Annotated in this window: 14 protein-coding genes and 2 tRNA genes; 11 read left to right on the top strand and 5 right to left on the bottom strand. The window is 65.8% G+C overall.

The annotated features are described in order from the left end of the window. Window positions 1-2: 2 nt before the first annotated feature. Together J2T23_RS04905 and ilvD are read right to left on the bottom strand one after the other, a co-directional pair. On the bottom strand, window positions 3-1,910 hold the full coding sequence (locus J2T23_RS04905) for an acetolactate synthase large subunit (protein WP_141160109.1): 1,908 nt from the start codon (window positions 1,908-1,910) through the stop codon (window positions 3-5). A gap of 406 nt (window positions 1,911-2,316) precedes the next feature. After that, window positions 2,317-4,035, bottom strand: coding sequence for a dihydroxy-acid dehydratase (gene ilvD, locus J2T23_RS04900; protein ID WP_307357664.1), 1,719 nt, complete (start codon window positions 4,033-4,035; stop codon window positions 2,317-2,319). A 259-nt stretch (window positions 4,036-4,294) separates the two neighbouring features. On the opposite strand from ilvD, the gene J2T23_RS04895 reads away from it, so the two are divergent. From J2T23_RS04895 to J2T23_RS04885, 3 genes are all read left to right on the top strand, one after another. Beyond that, entirely contained in the window at window positions 4,295-5,314 is a 1,020-nt protein-coding gene (locus J2T23_RS04895) for a sunset domain-containing protein (protein WP_141181797.1), read from the top strand. Between the two features lie 118 nt (window positions 5,315-5,432). Next, window positions 5,433-6,467 (top strand): PQQ-dependent sugar dehydrogenase, encoded by a 1,035-nt coding sequence (locus J2T23_RS04890; protein WP_246839663.1) that lies wholly within the window; start codon window positions 5,433-5,435, stop codon window positions 6,465-6,467. Between the two features lie 113 nt (window positions 6,468-6,580). Next, window positions 6,581-6,656: transfer RNA gene (locus J2T23_RS04885), tRNA-Lys, on the top strand. A gap of 159 nt (window positions 6,657-6,815) precedes the next feature. Here the strand turns inward: J2T23_RS04885 and J2T23_RS04880 are convergent. Further along, on the bottom strand, window positions 6,816-7,274 hold the full coding sequence (locus J2T23_RS04880) for a MarR family winged helix-turn-helix transcriptional regulator (protein ID WP_141161545.1): 459 nt from the start codon (window positions 7,272-7,274) through the stop codon (window positions 6,816-6,818). 96 nt (window positions 7,275-7,370) lie between these two features. Between J2T23_RS04880 and bcp the strand changes: the two genes are divergently transcribed. From bcp to J2T23_RS04840, 8 genes are all read left to right on the top strand, one after another. Then, window positions 7,371-7,844, top strand: coding sequence for a thioredoxin-dependent thiol peroxidase (bcp, locus tag J2T23_RS04875; RefSeq protein WP_141181798.1), 474 nt, complete (start codon window positions 7,371-7,373; stop codon window positions 7,842-7,844). A 95-nt stretch (window positions 7,845-7,939) separates the two neighbouring features. Beyond that, window positions 7,940-8,021: transfer RNA gene (locus tag J2T23_RS04870), tRNA-Leu, on the top strand. 234 nt (window positions 8,022-8,255) lie between these two features. Beyond that, window positions 8,256-8,960, top strand: coding sequence for a fasciclin domain-containing protein (locus J2T23_RS04865; protein WP_141160104.1), 705 nt, complete (start codon window positions 8,256-8,258; stop codon window positions 8,958-8,960). Window positions 8,961-9,122: 162 nt separating this feature from the next. Continuing rightward, window positions 9,123-10,790, top strand: a complete 1,668-nt coding sequence (locus J2T23_RS04860; RefSeq protein ID WP_307357661.1) for an ABC transporter substrate-binding protein — start codon at window positions 9,123-9,125, stop codon at window positions 10,788-10,790. Window positions 10,791-10,869: 79 nt separating this feature from the next. Further along, window positions 10,870-12,372, top strand: a complete 1,503-nt coding sequence (locus J2T23_RS04855; protein WP_141181799.1) for a malate:quinone oxidoreductase — start codon at window positions 10,870-10,872, stop codon at window positions 12,370-12,372. Window positions 12,373-12,440: 68 nt separating this feature from the next. Further along, the gene (locus J2T23_RS04850; protein WP_307357658.1) at window positions 12,441-15,674 is read left to right on the top strand and encodes an efflux RND transporter permease subunit; all 3,234 of its coding nucleotides are present in this window, start codon (window positions 12,441-12,443) and stop codon (window positions 15,672-15,674) included. Between the two features lie 183 nt (window positions 15,675-15,857). Next, window positions 15,858-16,967, top strand: coding sequence for an LLM class flavin-dependent oxidoreductase (locus J2T23_RS04845; RefSeq protein WP_141160101.1), 1,110 nt, complete (start codon window positions 15,858-15,860; stop codon window positions 16,965-16,967). After that, window positions 16,967-17,428 carry a MarR family winged helix-turn-helix transcriptional regulator gene (locus J2T23_RS04840; RefSeq protein ID WP_141181801.1) on the top strand — a complete coding sequence of 154 codons (462 nt, stop codon included), beginning with the start codon at window positions 16,967-16,969 and terminating at the stop codon, window positions 17,426-17,428. The genes J2T23_RS04845 and J2T23_RS04840 overlap by 1 nt, the downstream gene beginning before the upstream one ends. On the opposite strand, the gene J2T23_RS04835 is transcribed toward J2T23_RS04840, so the two are convergent. Then, window positions 17,425-18,231 (bottom strand): transglutaminase-like domain-containing protein, encoded by an 807-nt coding sequence (locus J2T23_RS04835; RefSeq protein ID WP_307357656.1) that lies wholly within the window; start codon window positions 18,229-18,231, stop codon window positions 17,425-17,427. The genes J2T23_RS04840 and J2T23_RS04835 overlap by 4 nt on opposite strands. Before the next feature lie 73 nt (window positions 18,232-18,304). After that, on the bottom strand, window positions 18,305-19,108 hold the full coding sequence (locus J2T23_RS04830) for a hypothetical protein (protein WP_307357653.1): 804 nt from the start codon (window positions 19,106-19,108) through the stop codon (window positions 18,305-18,307). Window positions 19,109-19,205 lie beyond the last annotated feature (97 nt).

Genomic DNA, 19,205 nt, shown 5'->3' with positions numbered 1-19,205 from the left:
GCTCAGTCTTCCTCTTCCCATTCCGGGGTCATGTTGCGGGCAACCTGGATCTGGTCGTTGCTCACGCCGGCGGGCACCATTGGCCACACCATGGAGTTGGGGCTCACCACGAAGTCGATGACCACGGGGCGGTCGTTGATTTCGAGGGCCTTCTGGATGGTGGCATCGATGTCTTCCTCGCGTTCAACCCGGAACGACGCGCAGCCATAGGCCTCCCCCAGCTTGACGAAATCCGGGATGCGGACCGTGTCATGGCCGGTATTGAGGTCGGTGTTGGAGTAGCGGCCCTCGTAGAAGAGGGTCTGCCACTGCCGCACCATGCCCAGCGAGGAGTTGTTGATAACAGCCACCTTGATGGGGATTTTGTTGATGGCGCAGGTGGCCAGCTCCTGGTTGGTCATCTGGAAGCAGCCGTCACCGTCGATGGCCCAGACCACGCGGTCCGGGTTGCCCACCTTCGCGCCCATGGCCGCCGGGACGGCGTATCCCATGGTGCCGGCGCCGCCCGAGTTCAGCCAGGCGTGCGGGCGTTCGTACTTGATGAACTGGGCGGCCCACATCTGGTGCTGGCCGACGCCTGCCACGTACACTCCGTCGGGGCCGGTCAGCTCACCGATCCGCTTGATGACCTTCTGCGGTGCGATCAATCCGTCGTCCGGTTCCGTCCAGCCCAGCGGGTAGGTTTCCTTGAGGTTGTTCAGGAAAGCCCACCAGGTGGTGAGGTCCGGGGTTCCGGAAGCCTCGAACTGGCTGCGCACGGCCTCGGTCAGTTCCGGGATGATCTCCTTGACGGACCCAACGATGGGAACGTCAGCGGTGCGGTTCTTGGAAATTTCCGCAGGATCGATGTCGGCGTGGATGACCTTGGCGTTGGGCGCGAAGGTCTTCAGCACGCCGGTAACGCGGTCATCGAAGCGCGCGCCGAGCGTGATGAGCAGGTCGGACTGCTGCAGGGCCGTAACGGCGGAAACGCTGCCGTGCATGCCGGGCATGCCGACGTGCTGCGGGTGGGAGTCCGGGAACGCGCCCTTGGCCATCAGGGTGGTCACCACCGGCGCGCCGGTGGCTTCGGCGAGGGCGAGCAACTCGGCCGAGGCGTGCGCCTTGACCACGCCGCCGCCCACGTACAGGACAGGCTTGGTGGAGGCGGCAATGAGTTTGGCCGCTTCGCGGACCTGCTTGTTGTGGCCGCGGGTCACCGGCCGGTAGCCCGGCAGGTCGATTTTCGGGGGCCAGGAGAAAGTCATCTGGCCCACCTGGGCATCCTTGGCAACGTCCACCAGCACGGGACCGGGGCGGCCGGTGGAGGCCAGGTGGAAGGCCTCTGCCATGACGTGCGGGATGTCGTTGGGGTCCGTTACCAGGAAGGAGTGCTTGGTAATGGGCATCGTGATACCCACGATGTCGGCTTCCTGGAAGGCGTCGGTGCCGATCACGCCGCTGGAAACCTGGCCGGTGATGGCCACCAGGGGCACGGAGTCCATGTGGGCATCCATGATGGCGGTAACGAGGTTGGTGGCCCCGGGGCCCGAGGTGGCGATGCAGACGCCAACCCGCCCGGTGACCATGGCGTAGCCTTGCGCGGCGTGGCCGGCTCCCTGTTCGTGACGGACCAGCACGTGGTTCATGGTGGAGGCCATCAGGGGGTCGTAGGTGGGCAGGATCGCGCCACCAGGCAAACCGAAAATGTCGTCGACGCCGAGTTCTTCGAGCGAGCGGACGATTGCTTGCGAGCCGGTCATCACCGTCGGGGGTACGACGTTGTTCGGCCCAAGGACAGGAGAGGCGGCAGCAAGGTCGGCGACGACGGCGGCGTGGTCAGCCGTCCGGTCGGCGCGTTCCGGAGCCTTGGAGGCTCCAGCGGACTTGGTGGCCATCAGCGAGGGGCTGATGGGCGATCCTTTGCTCATCGGACTCTTCCTTGTGGATCTTCTCTGGTTTTGGAACTGGTTTGGAACGGTGGGAATAAAAAAACCCCTCGGCCTGGCGGCTTGGTGAGGGGTTTGCGCGTGACTGTTTCGTTACCAGGGGCTAATGTGCCACGCGCTTGGTAAGGACGACGACGATGCCGACGGTAACGAAAGTCATGCGTTCAGTTTTCCCTCTTGGCGAGACGGGTGTCAACGAGCGGCCACCCCATCTCACCATGTGGACGTCATTGTCCACTCTTTGATCCTATCGCAGCAGCATAGGATCAAAGCCCAACCGCACAGGCGGCAGGCGGAGGCTCCTTCCCCAAGCGTACGGCGCGGACGCCGAACGCTTGGGTCCCCTCGGAGTTTCCTTATTAAGCCAAGCCACTAAGCGTAGGGCTTGCTAGCCGGTGTAGGCGCCCTGGCTGGCGCTGTGGACCAGCTTGGCGTACTTGGCGAGCACACCCTTGGTGTACCTGGCCGGCAGCGGCTCCCAGCCCACCTTGCGGGCCTCGAGCTCGGCCGCATCCACCAGCAGGTCAAAGGTGCGCGCGGCGATGTCCACCCGGATCCTGTCGCCGTCCTGCACGAAGGCGATGGGGCCGCCGTCGACCGCTTCCGGTGCCACGTGGCCGATGCACAGGCCGGTGGTGCCGCCGGAGAAGCGGCCGTCGGTGAGGAGCAGGACGTCCTTGCCGAGTCCCGCGCCCTTGATGGCACCGGTGATGGCGAGCATTTCGCGCATGCCGGGCCCGCCCTTGGGACCTTCGTAGCGGATGACGACGACGTCGCCGGCCTTGATCCCGCCGTTGTCGAGGGCATCCAGGGCGCCCTGCTCCCGTTCGAAAACACGGGCGGTCCCCTCGAAGACGTCGGCGTCGAAGCCTGCACTCTTGACCACGGCGCCTTCCGGGGCCAGGGAGCCGTGCAGGATGGTGATGCCGCCGGTTTTATGGATCGGGTTGTCCAGGGCGCGCAGGATCTTGCCGTCAACGTCCGGCGGGTTGATCGCGTCGAGGTTTTCGGCGACGGTCTTGCCCGTGACGGTGAGGCAGTCGCCGTGCAGCAGGCCGGCGTCGAGCAGGGCCTTCATGATGACGGGCACGCCGCCGATCCTGTCGACGTCGGTCATGACGTAGCGGCCGAAGGGCTTGAGGTCGCCCAGGTGCGGGATCCTGTCGCCGATGCGGTTGAAGTCGTCGAGGCTCAGTTCGACCTCGGCTTCCCGCGCGATGGCCAGCAGGTGGAGGACGGCGTTCGTGGAGCCGCCGAACGCCATGGTGACGGCGATGGCATTTTCGAAGGCCTTCTTGGTCATGATGTCCCGGGCCGTGATGCCCAGGCGCAGCAGGTTGACCACGGCCTCACCGGACTTGCGGGCAAATTCATCACGACGGCGGTCTGCCGAGGGCGGGGCGGCCGAACCGGGCAGGGACATGCCCAGGGCCTCGCCGATGCAGGCCATGGTGTTGGCCGTGTACATCCCGCCGCAGGCGCCTTCGCCGGGGCAGATGGCCTTTTCAATGCGGGTGAGGTCCTCCATGCTCATCTTGCCGGCCGCGCAGGCGCCCACCGCTTCGAAAGCGTCAATGAGGGTGACTTCCTTTTCCGAGCCGTCCTCCAGCTTGACCCAGCCGGGCATGATGGACCCGGCGTAGAGGAACACGCTTGCAAGGTCAAGCCGCGCCGCTGCCATGAGCATGCCGGGCAAGGACTTGTCGCAGCCGGCCAGCAGGACGGAGCCGTCGATCCGCTCGGCCTGCATGACGGTCTCGACGGAGTCGGCGATGACTTCGCGGGATACCAGGGAGAAGTGCATGCCCTCGTGGCCCATGGAGATCCCGTCAGACACCGATATGGTGCCGAATTGCATCGGGAAGCCGCCGCCCGCGTGGACACCCTCCTTGGCGCCCTGGGCCAACCGGTTCAGCGAGAGGTTGCAGGGGGTGATCTCGTTCCAGGAACTGGCCACGCCCACCTGCGGTTTCACGAAGTCGTCATCACCCATCCCAACGGCCCGGAACATGCCGCGGGCGGGGGCCGCATGGATGCCATCGGTGACGACGCGGCTGCGGGGCTTGATGTCCGGTTTGTTCCCGGCTGTGGTCTGGGCGTCAGTCATAGGGGAAAGTCTAGGACCCGATCGGTGGCTGGAACGACCCTCCGGCGCCCCAAGGTTCGGAAACTCCTGAAATTCCCGCCAAATAACTGGACAGGCATCCCCATCAGTGGGTTTACGGCTGCCTCATGGCGCGCGGATGCCTCCCCGTCCTGTTTCCAGCGGGTCCTCCCCCATGCGCCGCGGCATCTCTGGACAGCAGTGGCCACCCCACGTAGCGTCGGGGAAAGGACACCCATCCACCTGTATCGAAGGGCCTGCCATGGATATTGTTTTCTGGATCATCCTCATCGTCGTCATCGTCGCCGTCGTGTGGTGGCTGCTCAGACGCAACAAGTCCTCCACCGCTCCAGGAGGCCCGGCAGCCGGCGCAAAGACTGACGCTCCCCGTGCCGACGGAGCCCTGGAAGGGGGGAGCGCTGCAGCCTCCGCCGCTGCTGCGGGGACCACCGGCATCCCCACAGCGGCCGGGTTCGGCAAAGCCGCAGAGCCGGCCGCACCCGTTACTGCGGAAGAACCCGCGGAATCCTCCGCCTCGGCCGCGGCCGAGGCACCGGTTTCCGCCCCAACCCAGGATGTGACATCCAGCTCTGTCGCCCCGGAGGACTCCGGCATTTCCCGGACGGGCACTTCGGCCGGCACCGGAGCGCACGTTGACCGCCGGGATGGGGACCAACCCGCAGACCAGGCTGAATGGGAAACCCAGTGGTCCGAAGCCGGCAACGCGGGCTCCCGGTCCGGATCGTCAATTTCCGGTGCACCGGCCGCTGCGCAGCACGAACCGTCGGAGCCGGGCGCCGGAACTGAAGCGGTGTCCGGACAGGCCGCGGCAGGTGCCCGGCCGGTCCACCATAACGAGTACACGGCAGCACACGCCCCCACGCTTCCCGGCGCAGAAACGGCGGCCGTGGAGGGCGTGGAAGATGCCGGGACGGCCGAAACCCTGGACCGGACCCAGTCCTCCGCGCTGGTGGAAAACGGGGCGGACCACCACCAGCAGCCTTCCGGGCCGGGACAGGACTTCGCCCAGGCACAGGGCACAGTGGCCGTCGAACCTGGCGGACACCTGGCTGCCGATGAGCCTTACGGAGAAGGATCAGCCGCACCGGGCCCCGACGGAAGTGGACCGGCGGACTACACGGTCAAGGGCGACGCTACCGCGATGGTGTACTACGAAGAAGGACATCCGGACTATGAGCAGACCCGGGCGGAAGTCTGGTTTGAATCTGCCGCGCATGCGGAGGCCGCGGGCTTCCGCGCTCCACGGCGCAAACGGCTCTGAGAGGGTGAAGGCCTGCCGCATAGCGGCGGGCCTTTCCTGTCTGTCCGCGTGCCTTGTGCTGGCCGGCTGCACGGGCGCACCGCAGCCGCCCGCTCCGGGCACGGAGTCGGCGGCCGGCATGACAACCCCGGGAGCCGCCGTCGCCAGCCCGGCTCCCCCGGCCACGCAATCAGCCGCAACAAGTCCCGTCCCTGCCGCGCCCGTGGTTCAGGAACGGTTGGAACTGCAGTTGGACACGCCCTGGGCAGCGGTGTTCCTCCCGGACGGCACCGCCGTCATTTCCGAGCGCGGGACCGCCCTCCTGAAGACTGTCCGTGATGGCCGGGCCGCAACCCTCGGGAAAGTGCCTGGCGTGGCACCCGCAGGAGAGGGAGGCCTGCTGGGGCTTGCACTGTCCCCGCAGTTCGACGCCGACCACTACCTCTACGCCTACCTGACCACGCAGGATGACAACCGGGTGGTCCGGTTCACCGTCGATGCCGGCGCGGGCGGTTCCCTGTCAATGGGGCTCCCCCAAACCGTGTTTTCCGGAATTCCAAAAGCCGGCACCCACAACGGAGGAAGGATCCGGTTCGGCCCGGACGGTTTCCTCTACGTGGGCACCGGAGACGCGCAGCGACGCGAGCAGGCCCAGGACCCCACGGCCCTTGGCGGCAAGATCCTCCGACTCCGCGCTGACGGCAGCCCTGCGCCCGGCAACCCGTTCGGAAACGCGGTATACAGCCTGGGCCACCGAAATGTGCAGGGCCTGGCGTGGGACGATACAGGCAGGCTGTGGGCCAGCGAGTTCGGCCCGGATGTGGATGATGAGCTCAACCTGATCCTTCCGGGGGCCAACTACGGCTGGCCGGAAGTCACCGGGGCACCGCACCGCGCCGGGTTCCAGGACGCGAAAGTCGTCTGGCCCTCCACGCGCGATTCCTCGCCCAGCGGGCTGGAGATAACCGGCGGAATTGCCTACCTGGGTGCGCTCCGGGGCGAACGGCTTTGGGCTGTGCCGCTCCAGGCGGAGGAAGCCGGCACTCCTGTGGCCTATTTCACAGGAGAGTACGGCAGGATCAGGGACGTCATCCGGGCACCCGGCGGGAGCCTGTGGCTGCTCACGAACGGCGAAAACCCTGATTTCGCGCTGGTTTTGCGGCCCCTGCACTGAATCAGGAACCTTCGGAACGGCCGATTTCACTTGCACCGAAAGTTCGTGTAGAGTTTCATGTCGTTGCGGAGATCAACGGGAAAGAAAAAGCCCGGGGATGGAAGCAAAAAGATGCACCTCTAGCTCAATTGGCAGAGCAATTGACTCTTAATCAATGGGTTCCGGGTTCAAGTCCCGGGGGGTGCACCACTGGGAAAACAGCCTCCGGCTTTGTGGAAACACAGGCCGGGGGCTGTTTTGTTTTCTGCCCCATTATCGGAATTATCGGGCGCGGGGCACAAAAAAGCGCGGCGCAGGCTTTCGGGAAGCCAGGCCGCGCTTTTCTTATGCGGGCTGCCGCATGAACGATTACTTGGCGGCGTTGTCCATCAGGGCGCCGGCATTGCTGGGAGTCGTGGAGAACTGGCTGGCCAGTTCCCGGACTACTGCCTTCAGCTCCTGACGCAGCAGATCAGGGTCAATAGAGGAGGATGCGAGGACGGAGCGCTCCATCTCCACGGCCTGGGCAACGGCTTCCTTGCCCTGCTCGGTCAGGGAAACCACGTGGCTCCTGCGGTCCGAGGTGCTGCGGACCCGGGCGATGTGGCCGTGGGACTCAAGCCGGCTGAGGGTCTTCCCCATGGTCTGGGCCTGCACGCGCACGTACTGGGCAAGCTGGGCCTGGGTCATGGGCCCTTGCGCGGCAAGGACCTCGATGGCGATAACACCGGCATGGGTGAGGCCGATGGCGCCAAGTTTTTCGTTCCAGGAGTGCTCAACGAGTCGCGCAGCAGTGGACAGAAGGCGCCCTGTGGGCCAGTGATCCATATCAGGCATAGCAGCAAGTATAGCCAAATGCCGATTAGCACTCGCCCCACCTGCTTACTAGGCTGTTGTGTCCCGCCCGCAACAAGGAGAAAAACAATGGCTGAAAGACTCGTTACCGGCGACAAGGCCCCCGCTTTCACCCTGCAGGATTCCACCGGCAAGGGCGTCAGCCTGGCTCCCCGCCCCGGCCGCTCCACCATCGTCTACTTCTACCCCGCGGCCTCCACCCCGGGCTGCACCAAGGAAGCCTGCGATTTCCGGGACAGCCTGTCATCCCTGCAGGCCGCCGGCTACGACGTCCTTGGCATCTCCCCCGACCCGGTCGAAAAACTGGCAAAGTTCGCCGCACATGAGTCGCTGACCTTCCCACTGCTCTCCGACGCTGACCACGCCGTGGCGGAGGCCTACGGCGCCTGGGGCGAAAAGAAAAACTACGGCAAGACCTACGAAGGCCTGATCCGCTCCACCATCGTGGTGGACCCGGACGGCAACGTGGCGCTGGCCCAATACAACGTCCGGGCCACCGGCCACGTGGCCAAACTCAGGCGGGACCTCAGCCTGGACTCCTGACCCGGCCACGGCCCGCCGGAGACCCCGCCCGACGCAACGCTACAATGGACTCTGGCATCCGCCGTCGAACGCTTCGCGTTCAGCCGGCAAGCCTTGCGCGAGTGGTGAAATTGGCAGACACGCAGGATTTAGGTTCCTGTGCCTTCGGGCGTGGGGGTTCAAGTCCCCCCTTGCGCACACTGGGAATCCCCCGGCTCCGGCCGGGGGATTCCTGCGTTAAAGGACGAACGTTTGCTGCCGCCCCATTCGTGCCCCGAATAGAAAAATCCATGGATCACCCATCCGCCGCGGCCCACCCGGCGAATAGCCATTGAGACACCAGCCAAGGGCAGGTGCTTACCCCCATAGTCAGACTGCAAGCCGCGGACACGCTCCAAGGGCAGCAGGCTCAACGATCCAAGGAGTACTGAAATGCAGACCTTCAAGCGCACCACTTTCACCGTCGCAGGCGTTGCAGCGGCCGCTCTGCTCAGCCTCACCGCCTGCGGCGGCTCCGGCAGCACTTCCGGGTCGTCGGCGTCCTCGGCGCCGATGTCATCCGCCCCCAGCTCCAGCATGGCGTCCCCGTCCAGCTCCAGCATGGCTTCGCCGTCCGCAGGTTCCTCGATGGGCGCCATGAACCCGGCAGCAAACCTGGTTGGCCCCGGCTGCGCCGCCTACGCCAAGCAGGTACCCACCGGCGCAGGCTCGGTAGAGGGCATGGCGCTGGATCCGGTGGCCGTGGCAGCCTCCAACAACCCCATCCTCACCACGCTCACCGCGGCGGTGTCCGGCAAGTTGAACCCCAAGGTGAACCTGGTTGACACGCTCAACGGTGGCGAATTCACCGTCTTCGCGCCCGTGGACGACGCCTTCAAGAAGATCGACCCCGCCACCATTGAAACCCTGAAGACAGACGACGCCCTGCTGAGCAAGATCCTCACCTACCACGTGGTTCCCGGCCAGATCACCCCTGACAAGATCGCCGGTACGCACGCCACGGTAGAGGGCGGCTCCGTCACGGTCACCGGCAGCGGCGACAACCTCAAGGTGGACAACGCCAACGTGGTCTGCGGTGGCGTCAAGACCAAGAATGCCACCGTCTACCTGGTCGACTCGGTCCTCATGCCCAAGTAGGCCCCACCAGACCCCCACACAGGGCCGGGCCCGCCACTTCAACCGGCGGGCCCGGCCCTGGCGCGTCACAGGCTGGCCTGGGGCCGGCCACGGGCGCCGTCCCCTAGACTGGATTCCGGCCCGCATGCGGCGGAGCCGGCAGCATCCAGAGGTGATAAACGAGTGCCCAGCAGTACATCGCGGCGGACGGTCATCAAGGCCGGCGCCGTCCTCATGGCGCTGGGCGTTACGTCGTGCACAGGGCTGCCGTCCCCCTCCCCCACCTCCGGCACTCCCAGTTCCCCGCCGGCTGAGCCGCAGGCCACCTTCAATTTCGGCACCGCGGCGCAGCCCCTGGGGCTGGACCCGGCCCTGTCCAACGATGTGGAGTCCCAGCGGATCACCCGGCAGATCCTCGAAGGCCTGGTGGGGGTTGACCAGACTACCGGCAAGCCCACTCCGCTGCTGGCGACGGAATGGAACGAATCCAACGAGGGCCGCACCTACACCTTCAAGCTCCGCACCGGGGTCACCTTCCAGGACGGCACCCCTTTCAACGCCGACGCCGTCTGCACCAACTTCAACCGTTGGTTCGCTTTCCCTGCCGAGCTGCGGAAACAGGCACCGGGCAACTCCTTCAAGGGCGTATTCAAGGCACACTCCGACGAGCCCGGGCTGTCGATCTTCAAGAGCTGCACCGCGTTGGCCCCGGACACGGTCCAGATCGACCTCACGCAGCGATTCACCGCCTTCCTGCCGGCACTGACCCTTCCGGCCTTTGCCATGGCCTCCCCGGCAGCCCTCGCCTCCGGCAAAGCGGACGTCCTGGACCAGAACCGGGGCGGCCAGGCCATGTCAGCCTTCGCCACGAACCCCGTCGGCACCGGCCCCTTCTCCCTTGCCGCCTGGGGCACCGACAACGTCACCCTGGCCAGCAACCCGGCCTACTGGGGTGACCGCGGCCAGATCGCCACCATCAACTTCCTGGCCTACAACCACCCCCAGACCCGCCTGCAGGCACTGCTGGACGGCAAGATTGATGGCTACGACGCCGTGACCGTGGGTAACTTCGACCAGCTGGTCAAGCGCGGCAAGCAGATCGTGCAGCGCGACCCGTTCTCGGTGATGTACGTGGGCTTGAACCAGGACGTCCCGATCCTCCAGAACCAGAAGATCCGGCAGGCGGTGGAGCTTGCGATCGACAAGGAGACGTTGATCCGGAAGTTCTTTATCGACAACACCGCCAAGGCCACACAGTTTGTTCCGCCCAAGATCAGCGGGTTCAACAACGACGCACCGGAACTCGGGCACGATCCTGCCAAGGCAAAGGACTACATGAAGGAGGGCGGCTACGCCGGGGAGGAACTGAAGTTCTATTACCCCCTCAACGTCACCCGCCCGTACCTGCCCACGCCCGAAAAGGTGTACGCCGAACTCAGCCGTCAGCTCACCGCCGTCGGCTTCAACATCAGGCCCGTGCCCGTTGATTGGTCCGACGGCTACCTCCAGAAGGTCCAGTCTGCCGGCGACCATGCCCTCCACATCCTTGGCTGGAACGGGTCCTATTCGGACGCGGACAACTTCGTCGGGCCACTCTTCGGGGAGAAGAACGGCGAGTTCGGGTACCAGGATCCCCAGGTCTTCTCGAAGATCAACCGGGCACGCGGGCTTCCTGACGGGAAGGAGCGGGATGACCTTTATCACACCATCAACACCCAGATCGCCGCGACGGTACCGGCCGTTCCCATCGCCTTCCCCATCTCCGCACTTGCACTCTCGGACCGCGTGCTCAGCTACCCGGCGTCGCCTGTCTTAAATGAAGTTTTCACTAAGGTGCAGCTAAAGCCTTGACGGCCCGGGCCAATTTCAGTAAGAGGGCCGGGCGGGGATATTCTGTGACAGCCAGAGCCGCTGCAATCGGAGACTGATCGTGACCTTCATTTCCAAGACCCCACACGCCGACGTTGTCCTGATAGGCGGCGGCATCATGAGCGCCACGCTGGGGGCATTCCTCAAGCAGTTGGAGCCGACCTGGACCATCTCCCTGTTCGAGCGGCTGGACCAGCCCGGCCTGGAAAGCTCGGACCCCTGGAACAACGCAGGAACGGGCCACGCCGCCCTCTGCGAACTGAACTACTCGCCCGCGGCCAAAGACGGCTCGGTCAGCCCCGCCAAGGCGCTGCTCATCAACGAACAGTTCCAGCTTTCCCGCCAGTTCTGGTCCCACCTGGTGGACAACAGCCTGATTGGTTCGCCCAAGGGCTTTATCAACACCGTCCCGCACATGAGCTTCGTGATCGGCGAAGACCACACCCGCTTCCTGAAGACCCGGTACGAGGCACTGAAGCCCCACCCGTTGTTCCGGAGCATGGAGTACTCAGAGGACCACGCCCAGATCGCCAAATGGGCACCGCTGATCGTCAAGGGCCGCGACCCCCAGCAGCGCATTGCGGCCACCCGCGCGGCCGAGGGCACCGACGTCGACTTCGGCGCGCTGACCCGTGAACTGACCACGTACCTTGGGAACAACGGCGTCGAAATCAACTACGGCCACGACGTTACCGGGATCTCCCGCGCGTCCGACGGCGGCTGGGACCTGGCGCTGAAGTACCCCAAGTCGGGCGAGCACGGCAAGATCCACGCCAAATTCGTCTTTGTCGGCGCCGGCGGCGGCGCCCTGCACCTGCTTCAGGCCTCCGGCATCCCCGAAAGCAAGGGCTACGGCGGGTTCCCCGTCTCCGGCCAGTTCTTCCGCTGCACGGACGAGACCATCGCCGCCCAGCACAGCGCCAAGGTCTACGGCCAGGCCTCCGTGGGTGCACCGCCCATGTCCGTTCCGCACCTGGACACCCGCTACGTCAACGGGAAGCGCTCGCTCCTGTTCGGACCGTATGCAGGCTTCTCCACCAACTTCCTGAAGAACGGCTCGTACCTGGACCTGCCCCTGTCCATCCGCCCCGGCAACATCATTCCGATGCTCGCCGTTGCCAAGGACAACATGGACCTCACCGCCTACCTGGTCAAGGAAGTGGTCAAGCGCCACGACCAGAAGGTGGAGGCACTGCGCGAGTACTACCCGGAGGCAAAGGGCAGCGACTGGGAACTCATCACCGCCGGCCAGCGTGTACAGATCATCAAGAAAGACCCGCAAAAGGGCGGCATCCTCCAGTTCGGCACTGAAGTGATTGCCGGCCGCGACGGCTCCATCGGTGCGCTCCTGGGCGCTTCGCCGGGGGCGTCCACCGCTGTCCCCATCATGATCGAGCTGCTCCAGAAGACGTTCCCCAAGAACTTCAAGGGCTGGCAGTCCAAGCTCAAGGACATGATGCCCGGCTATGGGGTGAAGCTGGATGAGAATCCGGACCTCGCCGCGGAACTGGAACGGGCCACGGCCAAGTCCCTCCAGCTGGAGAGCGTTTCCGCCAGCCGCTGACCCTGCCGGGGCCAGCGGCTGGCACCCCCAGGGCATGTACCAGTCACTTAGACCCCAGGAGACCACCCATGTTCCGGTTGGCGCACCTTTCCCTGGCGAACCGGGCCCTGATCGCGCTGATCACCGTCTTCGCCTCGGTGTTCGGCGTGATCACCATGTCGTCGCTGAAGCAGGAGCTCATCCCTTCGATCGAGTTCCCGCAGATCACCGTGCTCAGTTCCATGCCGGGGGCATCCCCCGAAGTGGTGGACAAACAGGTCAGCGGCCCCCTGGAAAAGGCGCTGAACGGCGTGGAGGGGCTGGAATCCACCTCCTCCACGTCGCGGACCGGCGTCAGCCAAATCACCATGGTGTTCACCTACGGATCGAACCTGGACCGGGCCCGGAACCAGATCGACCGGGCCATCTCCAACGCCAAACGGACCCTGCCCAGCGACGTCCAGCCGCAGGCCATCGCCGGCAGCATCAGCGACTTCCCCATTGTTTTCCTCGCCGTCTCGTCGGACAAACCGCTCAGTGAACTGAACGCGGACCTGCAGCGCCTCAGCGTTCCCAGGCTGCAGAAGATCGACGGCGTCCGGAGCGCCGACGTCACGGGCGGCGCCTCCCAGCACATCGAGATCCTCCCCCGCACCGACGCCATGGCAGCGGCGGGGGTAGGCGTCACCGCCATCCGCGACGCCCTGTCCAACAACGGCGCCCTGGTTCCGGCCGGAACACTCCAGGACCAGGGCAAGACCCTCTCGCTGCAGATCGGCAGCCCGGTGGATTCACTCGACGCCATCAAGGCCCTGCCGCTGGCAGGAGCAAAGAACGCAGCGACCATCGGCTCCGTTGCCGACGTCTCCCTCAAGGACGATGAGCGCACCTCCATCACCCGGACCAACGGCGCCGAGACGCTCGCCGTCTCCGTGACCAAGAAACCCGAGGGCGACACGGTAGGGATCTCGCACGCGGTCCGGGACTCGCTGAACAACCTGGAGGCAGAGCTGGGATCGAACGCAAAGTTCACGCCCGTCTTCGACCAGGCCCCGTTCATCGAAAAGTCCATCAAGGACCTCACCACCGAAGGCCTCCTGGGACTGGGATTCGCCGTCGCCATCATCCTGCTCTTCCTGATGTCGGCACGGTCCACGCTGGTCACGGCCATCTCGATTCCGTTGTCCCTGCTCATCACCTTCATCGGCCTGTCGGCCACCGGCTACTCCCTGAACATCCTGACGCTGGGGGCACTCACCATCGCGATCGGGCGCGTGGTGGACGACTCGATCGTGGTCATTGAGAACATCAAGCGGCACCTCAGTTACGGCGAGGAAAAGTCGACGGCGATCCTCACCGCCATCAGGGAAGTTGCCGGGGCCATCACCGCCTCGACCCTGACCACGGTGGCGGTGTTCCTGCCCATCGCCTTCGTGGGCGAACTGGCAGGCGAACTGTTCCGGCCGTTCGCCCTGACGGTCACCATGGCGCTGTTGGCATCGCTGCTCGTCTCGCTGACCATCGTCCCGGTGCTGGCCTACTGGTTCCTGCGGAATCCCAAGGGCGTTTCCGCAGGTGCAGCTCCAGGCACACCGGAGGCGCGGCGCATCGCCGACGAGGCCAAGGCAAGGGCCCACGACGCCGAGCAGCGCAGCCGGCTGCAGCGCGGCTACCTGCCCATCCTCCGGTCCACGCAGAAGCACCCCGTCATCACCCTGGTGGCGGCTGTCCTGGTGCTCGGAGCCACCGGTGCCATGACCCCGCTGCTGGCCACCAACCTCCTGGGAAATTCCGGGCAAAACAGCCTGACCGTGCGCCAGGTACTGCCGGCCGGAACCAGCCTGGCCGACACCAGCGCGGCGGCCATCCGCCTCGAAGGCGTGCTGCGGGGCCTCGACGGCATCAAGGATGTCCAGGTCACGTCCGGCAATGCCCAGGCCGGCTTCGCCGCACTGACCTCCACCGGCTCCTCCAACTCGACGTTCACGGTGGTGACCGACGAAAAGGCCAACCAGGAAAGGCTCCAGGACACCGTGCGGACCGAGCTGGCCAAGGTGCCTGATTCCGGAAAGATCTCCGTGGGAACCCAGCAGGGCGGCTTCGGCACCTCGTCCAGCGTGGACATTACGCTGAAGGCTGCCACCAGCGCGGACCTGCAGTCGGCCAGCGACACCATGGTTGCTGCCATGACTGGGGTGCCCGGCACCAGCGAGGTGGCCAGCAACCTGGCTGCCAGCAACCCGGTGGTGCAGGTCAAGGTGGACCGGGCCAAGGCCGCGGCGGCCGGCCTGAACGAGGAGCAGGTGGCCGGCGTGCTGGCCTCCACGATCAGCCCCATCCCGGCAGGCACGGTCCGGATCGACACCAATGACTTCCCCGTCCGCATTGGCCAGGGCACCAAGTTCACCAGCATCGACGCCGTCCGGAATATCCCGCTTCCGGCGGCCGGCCGGCCGGTCACGCTGGGAAGCATCGCCGCCGTCGAGCAGGTGGACGTCCCCGTCTCCATCACCGCCAGCAATGGCGAGCGTACCGCCAAGGTGTCCATCACGCCGTCGGGCTCCAACCTGGGCGCCGTGAACACCGAAGTCCAAAAGCGCCTCGCTGACGTCCAGCTTCCGCCGGGGGTCACTGCCACTATCGGTGGTGCCACCACCCAGCAGGCCGAGTCCTTCCGGCAACTTGGCCTGGCCCTGCTGGCGGCCATCGCCATCGTGTATGTGATCATGGTGGCCACCTTCAAGTCCCTCGTGCAGCCGTTGATCCTGCTGGTCTCGGTTCCGTTCGCGGCTACCGGTGCCGTGGCGCTGCTGCTGCTCACCGGGGTTCCGCTGGGACTGCCGTCACTGATCGGCATGCTGATGCTGGTGGGAATCGTGGTTACCAACGCGATCGTGCTGATCGACCTGATCAACCAGTACCGGCAGCCCCGCGACGGCCGGCCCGGCATGAACGTTGCGGATGCCATCACGAACGGCGCCCGGCAGCGCCTCCGGCCCATCCTGATGACGGCACTGGCAACGGTCTTCGCCCTGACCCCCATGGCACTGGGCCTTACGGGCGGCGGCGGGTTCATTTCCCAGCCGTTGGCGGTGGTGGTGATTGGCGGCCTGGTGTCTTCCACGGCCCTGACCCTGGTCCTGGTTCCCGTGCTCTACCGGCTGGTGGAAGGCCGGCGGGAAAAGAAGGCGCTTCTGCGGGACCTGCAGGCCCGCCCTGAGGGTGGACCCGGTTCGGACATCGACGCCGAGTTCAGGGACTGGACCACCGGCCAGGTCCCCAAGGTCACCGGGCGCCGGGCGGCCCCCGGCGGTGCCGAATAGAGCCTGCGTTCCTGCGATGCCCGCACCAACCGGTGGTGCGGGCATCGCTGCGTCCGGGCACGTGTTCCCCGCGGGGGAATAATCCCCGCGGCGGGGTGTTACAGAAGGCAATAGATGCAAATGCATCTAAATTGATCTACACTGGAACCAAGCCCAGCAAGTCCAGGAACGGAAAGGCACGTCATGCAGATCGGTGTTTTCAGCGTCAGCGACATCACCACGGACCCCACCACAGGCCGTACCCCCACCGAGCACGAGCGCATCAAGGCCTCGGTTGCCATCGCCAAAAAAGTCGAGGAAATCGGCATGGATGTCTACGCGATCGGCGAGCACCACAACCGGCCTTTCTTTTCCTCCTCCCCCACAACCACGCTGGCCTACATCGCGGCGCAGACCGAACGCATCATCCTCTCCACGGCCACCACGCTGATCACCACCAATGACCCGGTGAAGATCGCCGAGGACTTCGCCATGCTCCAGCACCTGGCTGACGGCCGCGTCGACCTGGTCCTGGGCCGCGGCAACACCGCGCCGGTCTACCCGTGGTTCGGCAAGAACATCCAGGACGGCGTGGAGCTGGCCATCGAGAACTACAGCCTCCTGCGCAAGCTGTGGGACGAGGACACCGTGAACTGGTCCGGCAAGTTCCGCACACCGCTGCAGAACTTCACCTCCACCCCCCGTCCGCTGGACGGCGTGGCTCCCTTCGTCTGGCACGGTTCCATCCGCACGCCGCAGATCGCCGAGGTGGCCGCGTACTTTGGTGACGGCTTCTTCGCCAACAACATCTTCTGGCCCAAGGAGCACTACCAGCAGCTGATCGGCCTCTACCGGGAGCGGTACGAGCACTACGGCCACGGCAAGGCCGACCAGGCAATTGTGGGACTCGGCGGACAGTTCTTCATGCGCAAGAACTCCCAGGATGCGGTGAAGGAATTCCGCCCCTACTTTGACAACGCCCCGGTCTACGGCCATGGCCCGTCGCTGGAGGACTTCACCTCGCAGACACCGCTGACCGTGGGCAGCCCGCAGGAAGTCATCGAGAAGACCCTGGCCTTCCGCGAGTACTTCGGTGACTACCAGCGCCAGCTGTTCCTTATTGACCACGCCGGCCTGCCGCTCAAGACCGTCCTGGAGCAGCTGGACCTGTTCGGCGAGGAAGTGCTGCCGGTCCTCCGGAAGGAGTACGCAGCGCTGAAGCCTGCGCACGTTCCGGAACCGCCCACCCACGCAGGCCGCGTGGCCGCCCTGCTGGCGTCGCAGGATGCCGGCACTTCAACCCCGGTGGCGTAATGGCTGCCGGAGGACAGGAATCGCCGGTGCGGCTGGCGGCGGAGACCTGGGAATCGCTGTTCCGGGCGCAGGTAGCCGTCATGCGGAAGCTGCAGTCAGGGCCCGCATTCCGGAAGCTTGCGGTGAACGAGTACGACGTCCTGTTCACGCTTTCCCGCTGCCCGTCCGGCTGGCTGCGGCTCAACGAGCTCAACGATAACGTCCTGTTGAGCCAGTCCAGCCTGAGCCGGCTGGTGGAGCGGCTCGAGAAGCGCGGCCTCGTGGCCCGGATGCCGGCGCCGGAGGACGGCCGCGGCGTGCTGCTCAAGCTGACGGACGAGGGCCGCGAACTCCAGAAGGAAATTGGCCGCGAGCATGTCCGGGACATCTCGGCACTGGTGGGACCGGCACTGACGGCCGCCGAGCAGAAAGAGCTCATGCGGCTTACCGACAAGCTGCGGAACTCGCTGGGGAAGCGCTAGCCCAGCTGCACCAGCCGGGCGGCGTCCTCAGCCGGAAGGTCCCCGTCCACCACTGCGGTCACGCGCAGCTGGTTCAAAACCAGGCTTCCGCCCACCGTGGAAAGGAAAGCCGTATCCGACGAATCACGGCCGGCAGTAATGCGCAGCATCGACTCCCGCGGGGCTAGCCCCGTGGGGTCGATGACGTGCCACGCACCCTCCACATGGGCTTCCGCCACGGCGTGGAAATCCATGGGACTCAGGCCGGGGGCGTAGACAGCCGCGAGGCGGGCCGGGATGTCCTTGGACCGCAGCAGGGCGATGGCCAGGTGCGCGAAGTCCCGGCAAACGCCCCGCCTGCTCAGGAGCGTCTCCACCGCGCCATCCGTGCCACGGGAGGAGCCGCTGATGTACCGCAGCTCGCCGTTGACCCAGTCGCGGACGGCATGCACCAGGTCCGCCCCGTGGACTCCGCCGAATTCCGCATAGGCCGTCGGCAGCAGCCTGTCAGACTCTGCATACCGGCTGGGGCGTACATAGCGGATGCGGTCGGCCAGGTCCGCTTCTTCGGGCACGGCGCGGCCGGCCACCGTGGCCGAATATTCCACCGTGACTTCGGTGGGTTCGGCGAATTCCATGTAGTGGAACCGGCCCCCGTGGTGGTCCGATATCTCCTTGAGGGGAACCTCCGCTCCCCCCGCCGTCACGGACAGGGACTCCGCAAAGGATGAGTAGCCGCTGTTCCTCGCCACGGCGACGGCCATGGCCACCTTGGTGTTGGCGATGGTCCTGAAGGCGAGGCGGGCGGAAACAGAGCGTTCCATGAATCTCCGGGGGTGTTGGGGGGTGGAAGGCAAGTCGGGCGCCCCGTCACCTGGTGGGCCGCGGGCAGCGCGACTAGTTTTTGACCTTCAGCGACATTAGCATCCGCTGCACATTGGCGAAGTCAGGGCTCCCGTTGACGTACTGGGCCGCCTGGCCCAGGGTGTCGAACGCCTTTGCCGGGGCCACCTTTTCATCCGGAGCAAAGGCTTTAAGGGCCACGAGGTCCCCAAACGAGTAGTCGCCCTTCCCGGCCGGCCCACGCACCACGTTGCGCAGCTCGCACGCCTTCCCGTCGGTGCCACCCACCAGGTTGGTGATGCCGTAGGAACCGAAATAGCGGTAACCCTGGATCACCCGGAAGACCATGCGGGGCGGGATGGTTCCCTCCCCGTCCTGCGCGGCGAGGTCGAAGGGCACGCTGCTGATCACGGTGTACGGGTGCTGTGCGGCGTCCGGGCAGTCAACGGACGACGACGGCAGTCCCGTCCGGAGCGAAGCCATGAAGGTCCCGTCGGGCTTCTTCACGTCAACCTTCAGTCCGCCGGGAAGGATGCCTTCCTCCGTGGCCACGGACTGGGCGATCCAGTCCACCGGGAGGTCGAAGCTGACGGTTCCTGCGGGGTCGGAGAAGGTCTTCCAAGACGTTGCAGTGGGCACCGGCTGCGGCTCGCCGGAGGCGGTCGGAGACGGTGACGTGGCCCCGGCCGGCGGGGCTGTTCCGGACGTGGCTGTTCCGGATGCCGGCACCGCAGAAGGGTCCGGCTGAGCCGTCCATCCTGGGCCGGCTGCCTGCGGCCCGGAACACGCTGCCAGCAGGACCGCTGCAGCCGCGAGGGAGATACCGGAAAGAACAGACTTCAGTGGCGCACCTGTCATGAGGCCAGCCTAACGGCGCCTTTCCTCTCTCTCCCGCCTGCCGTGGCGGTGTTTCCGGCACCTGACGCCGTCCCCCCGGCCAGTCCGTCCACCTCCC

Origin of the sequence: Pseudarthrobacter niigatensis (assembly GCF_030812615.1) — a bacterium.
Classification (GTDB): Bacteria; Actinomycetota; Actinomycetes; order Actinomycetales; family Micrococcaceae; genus Arthrobacter; species Arthrobacter niigatensis.
The sequence above is the reverse complement of the archived record's forward strand: the minus strand, read 5'-3'. Positions and strand labels throughout refer to the sequence as shown.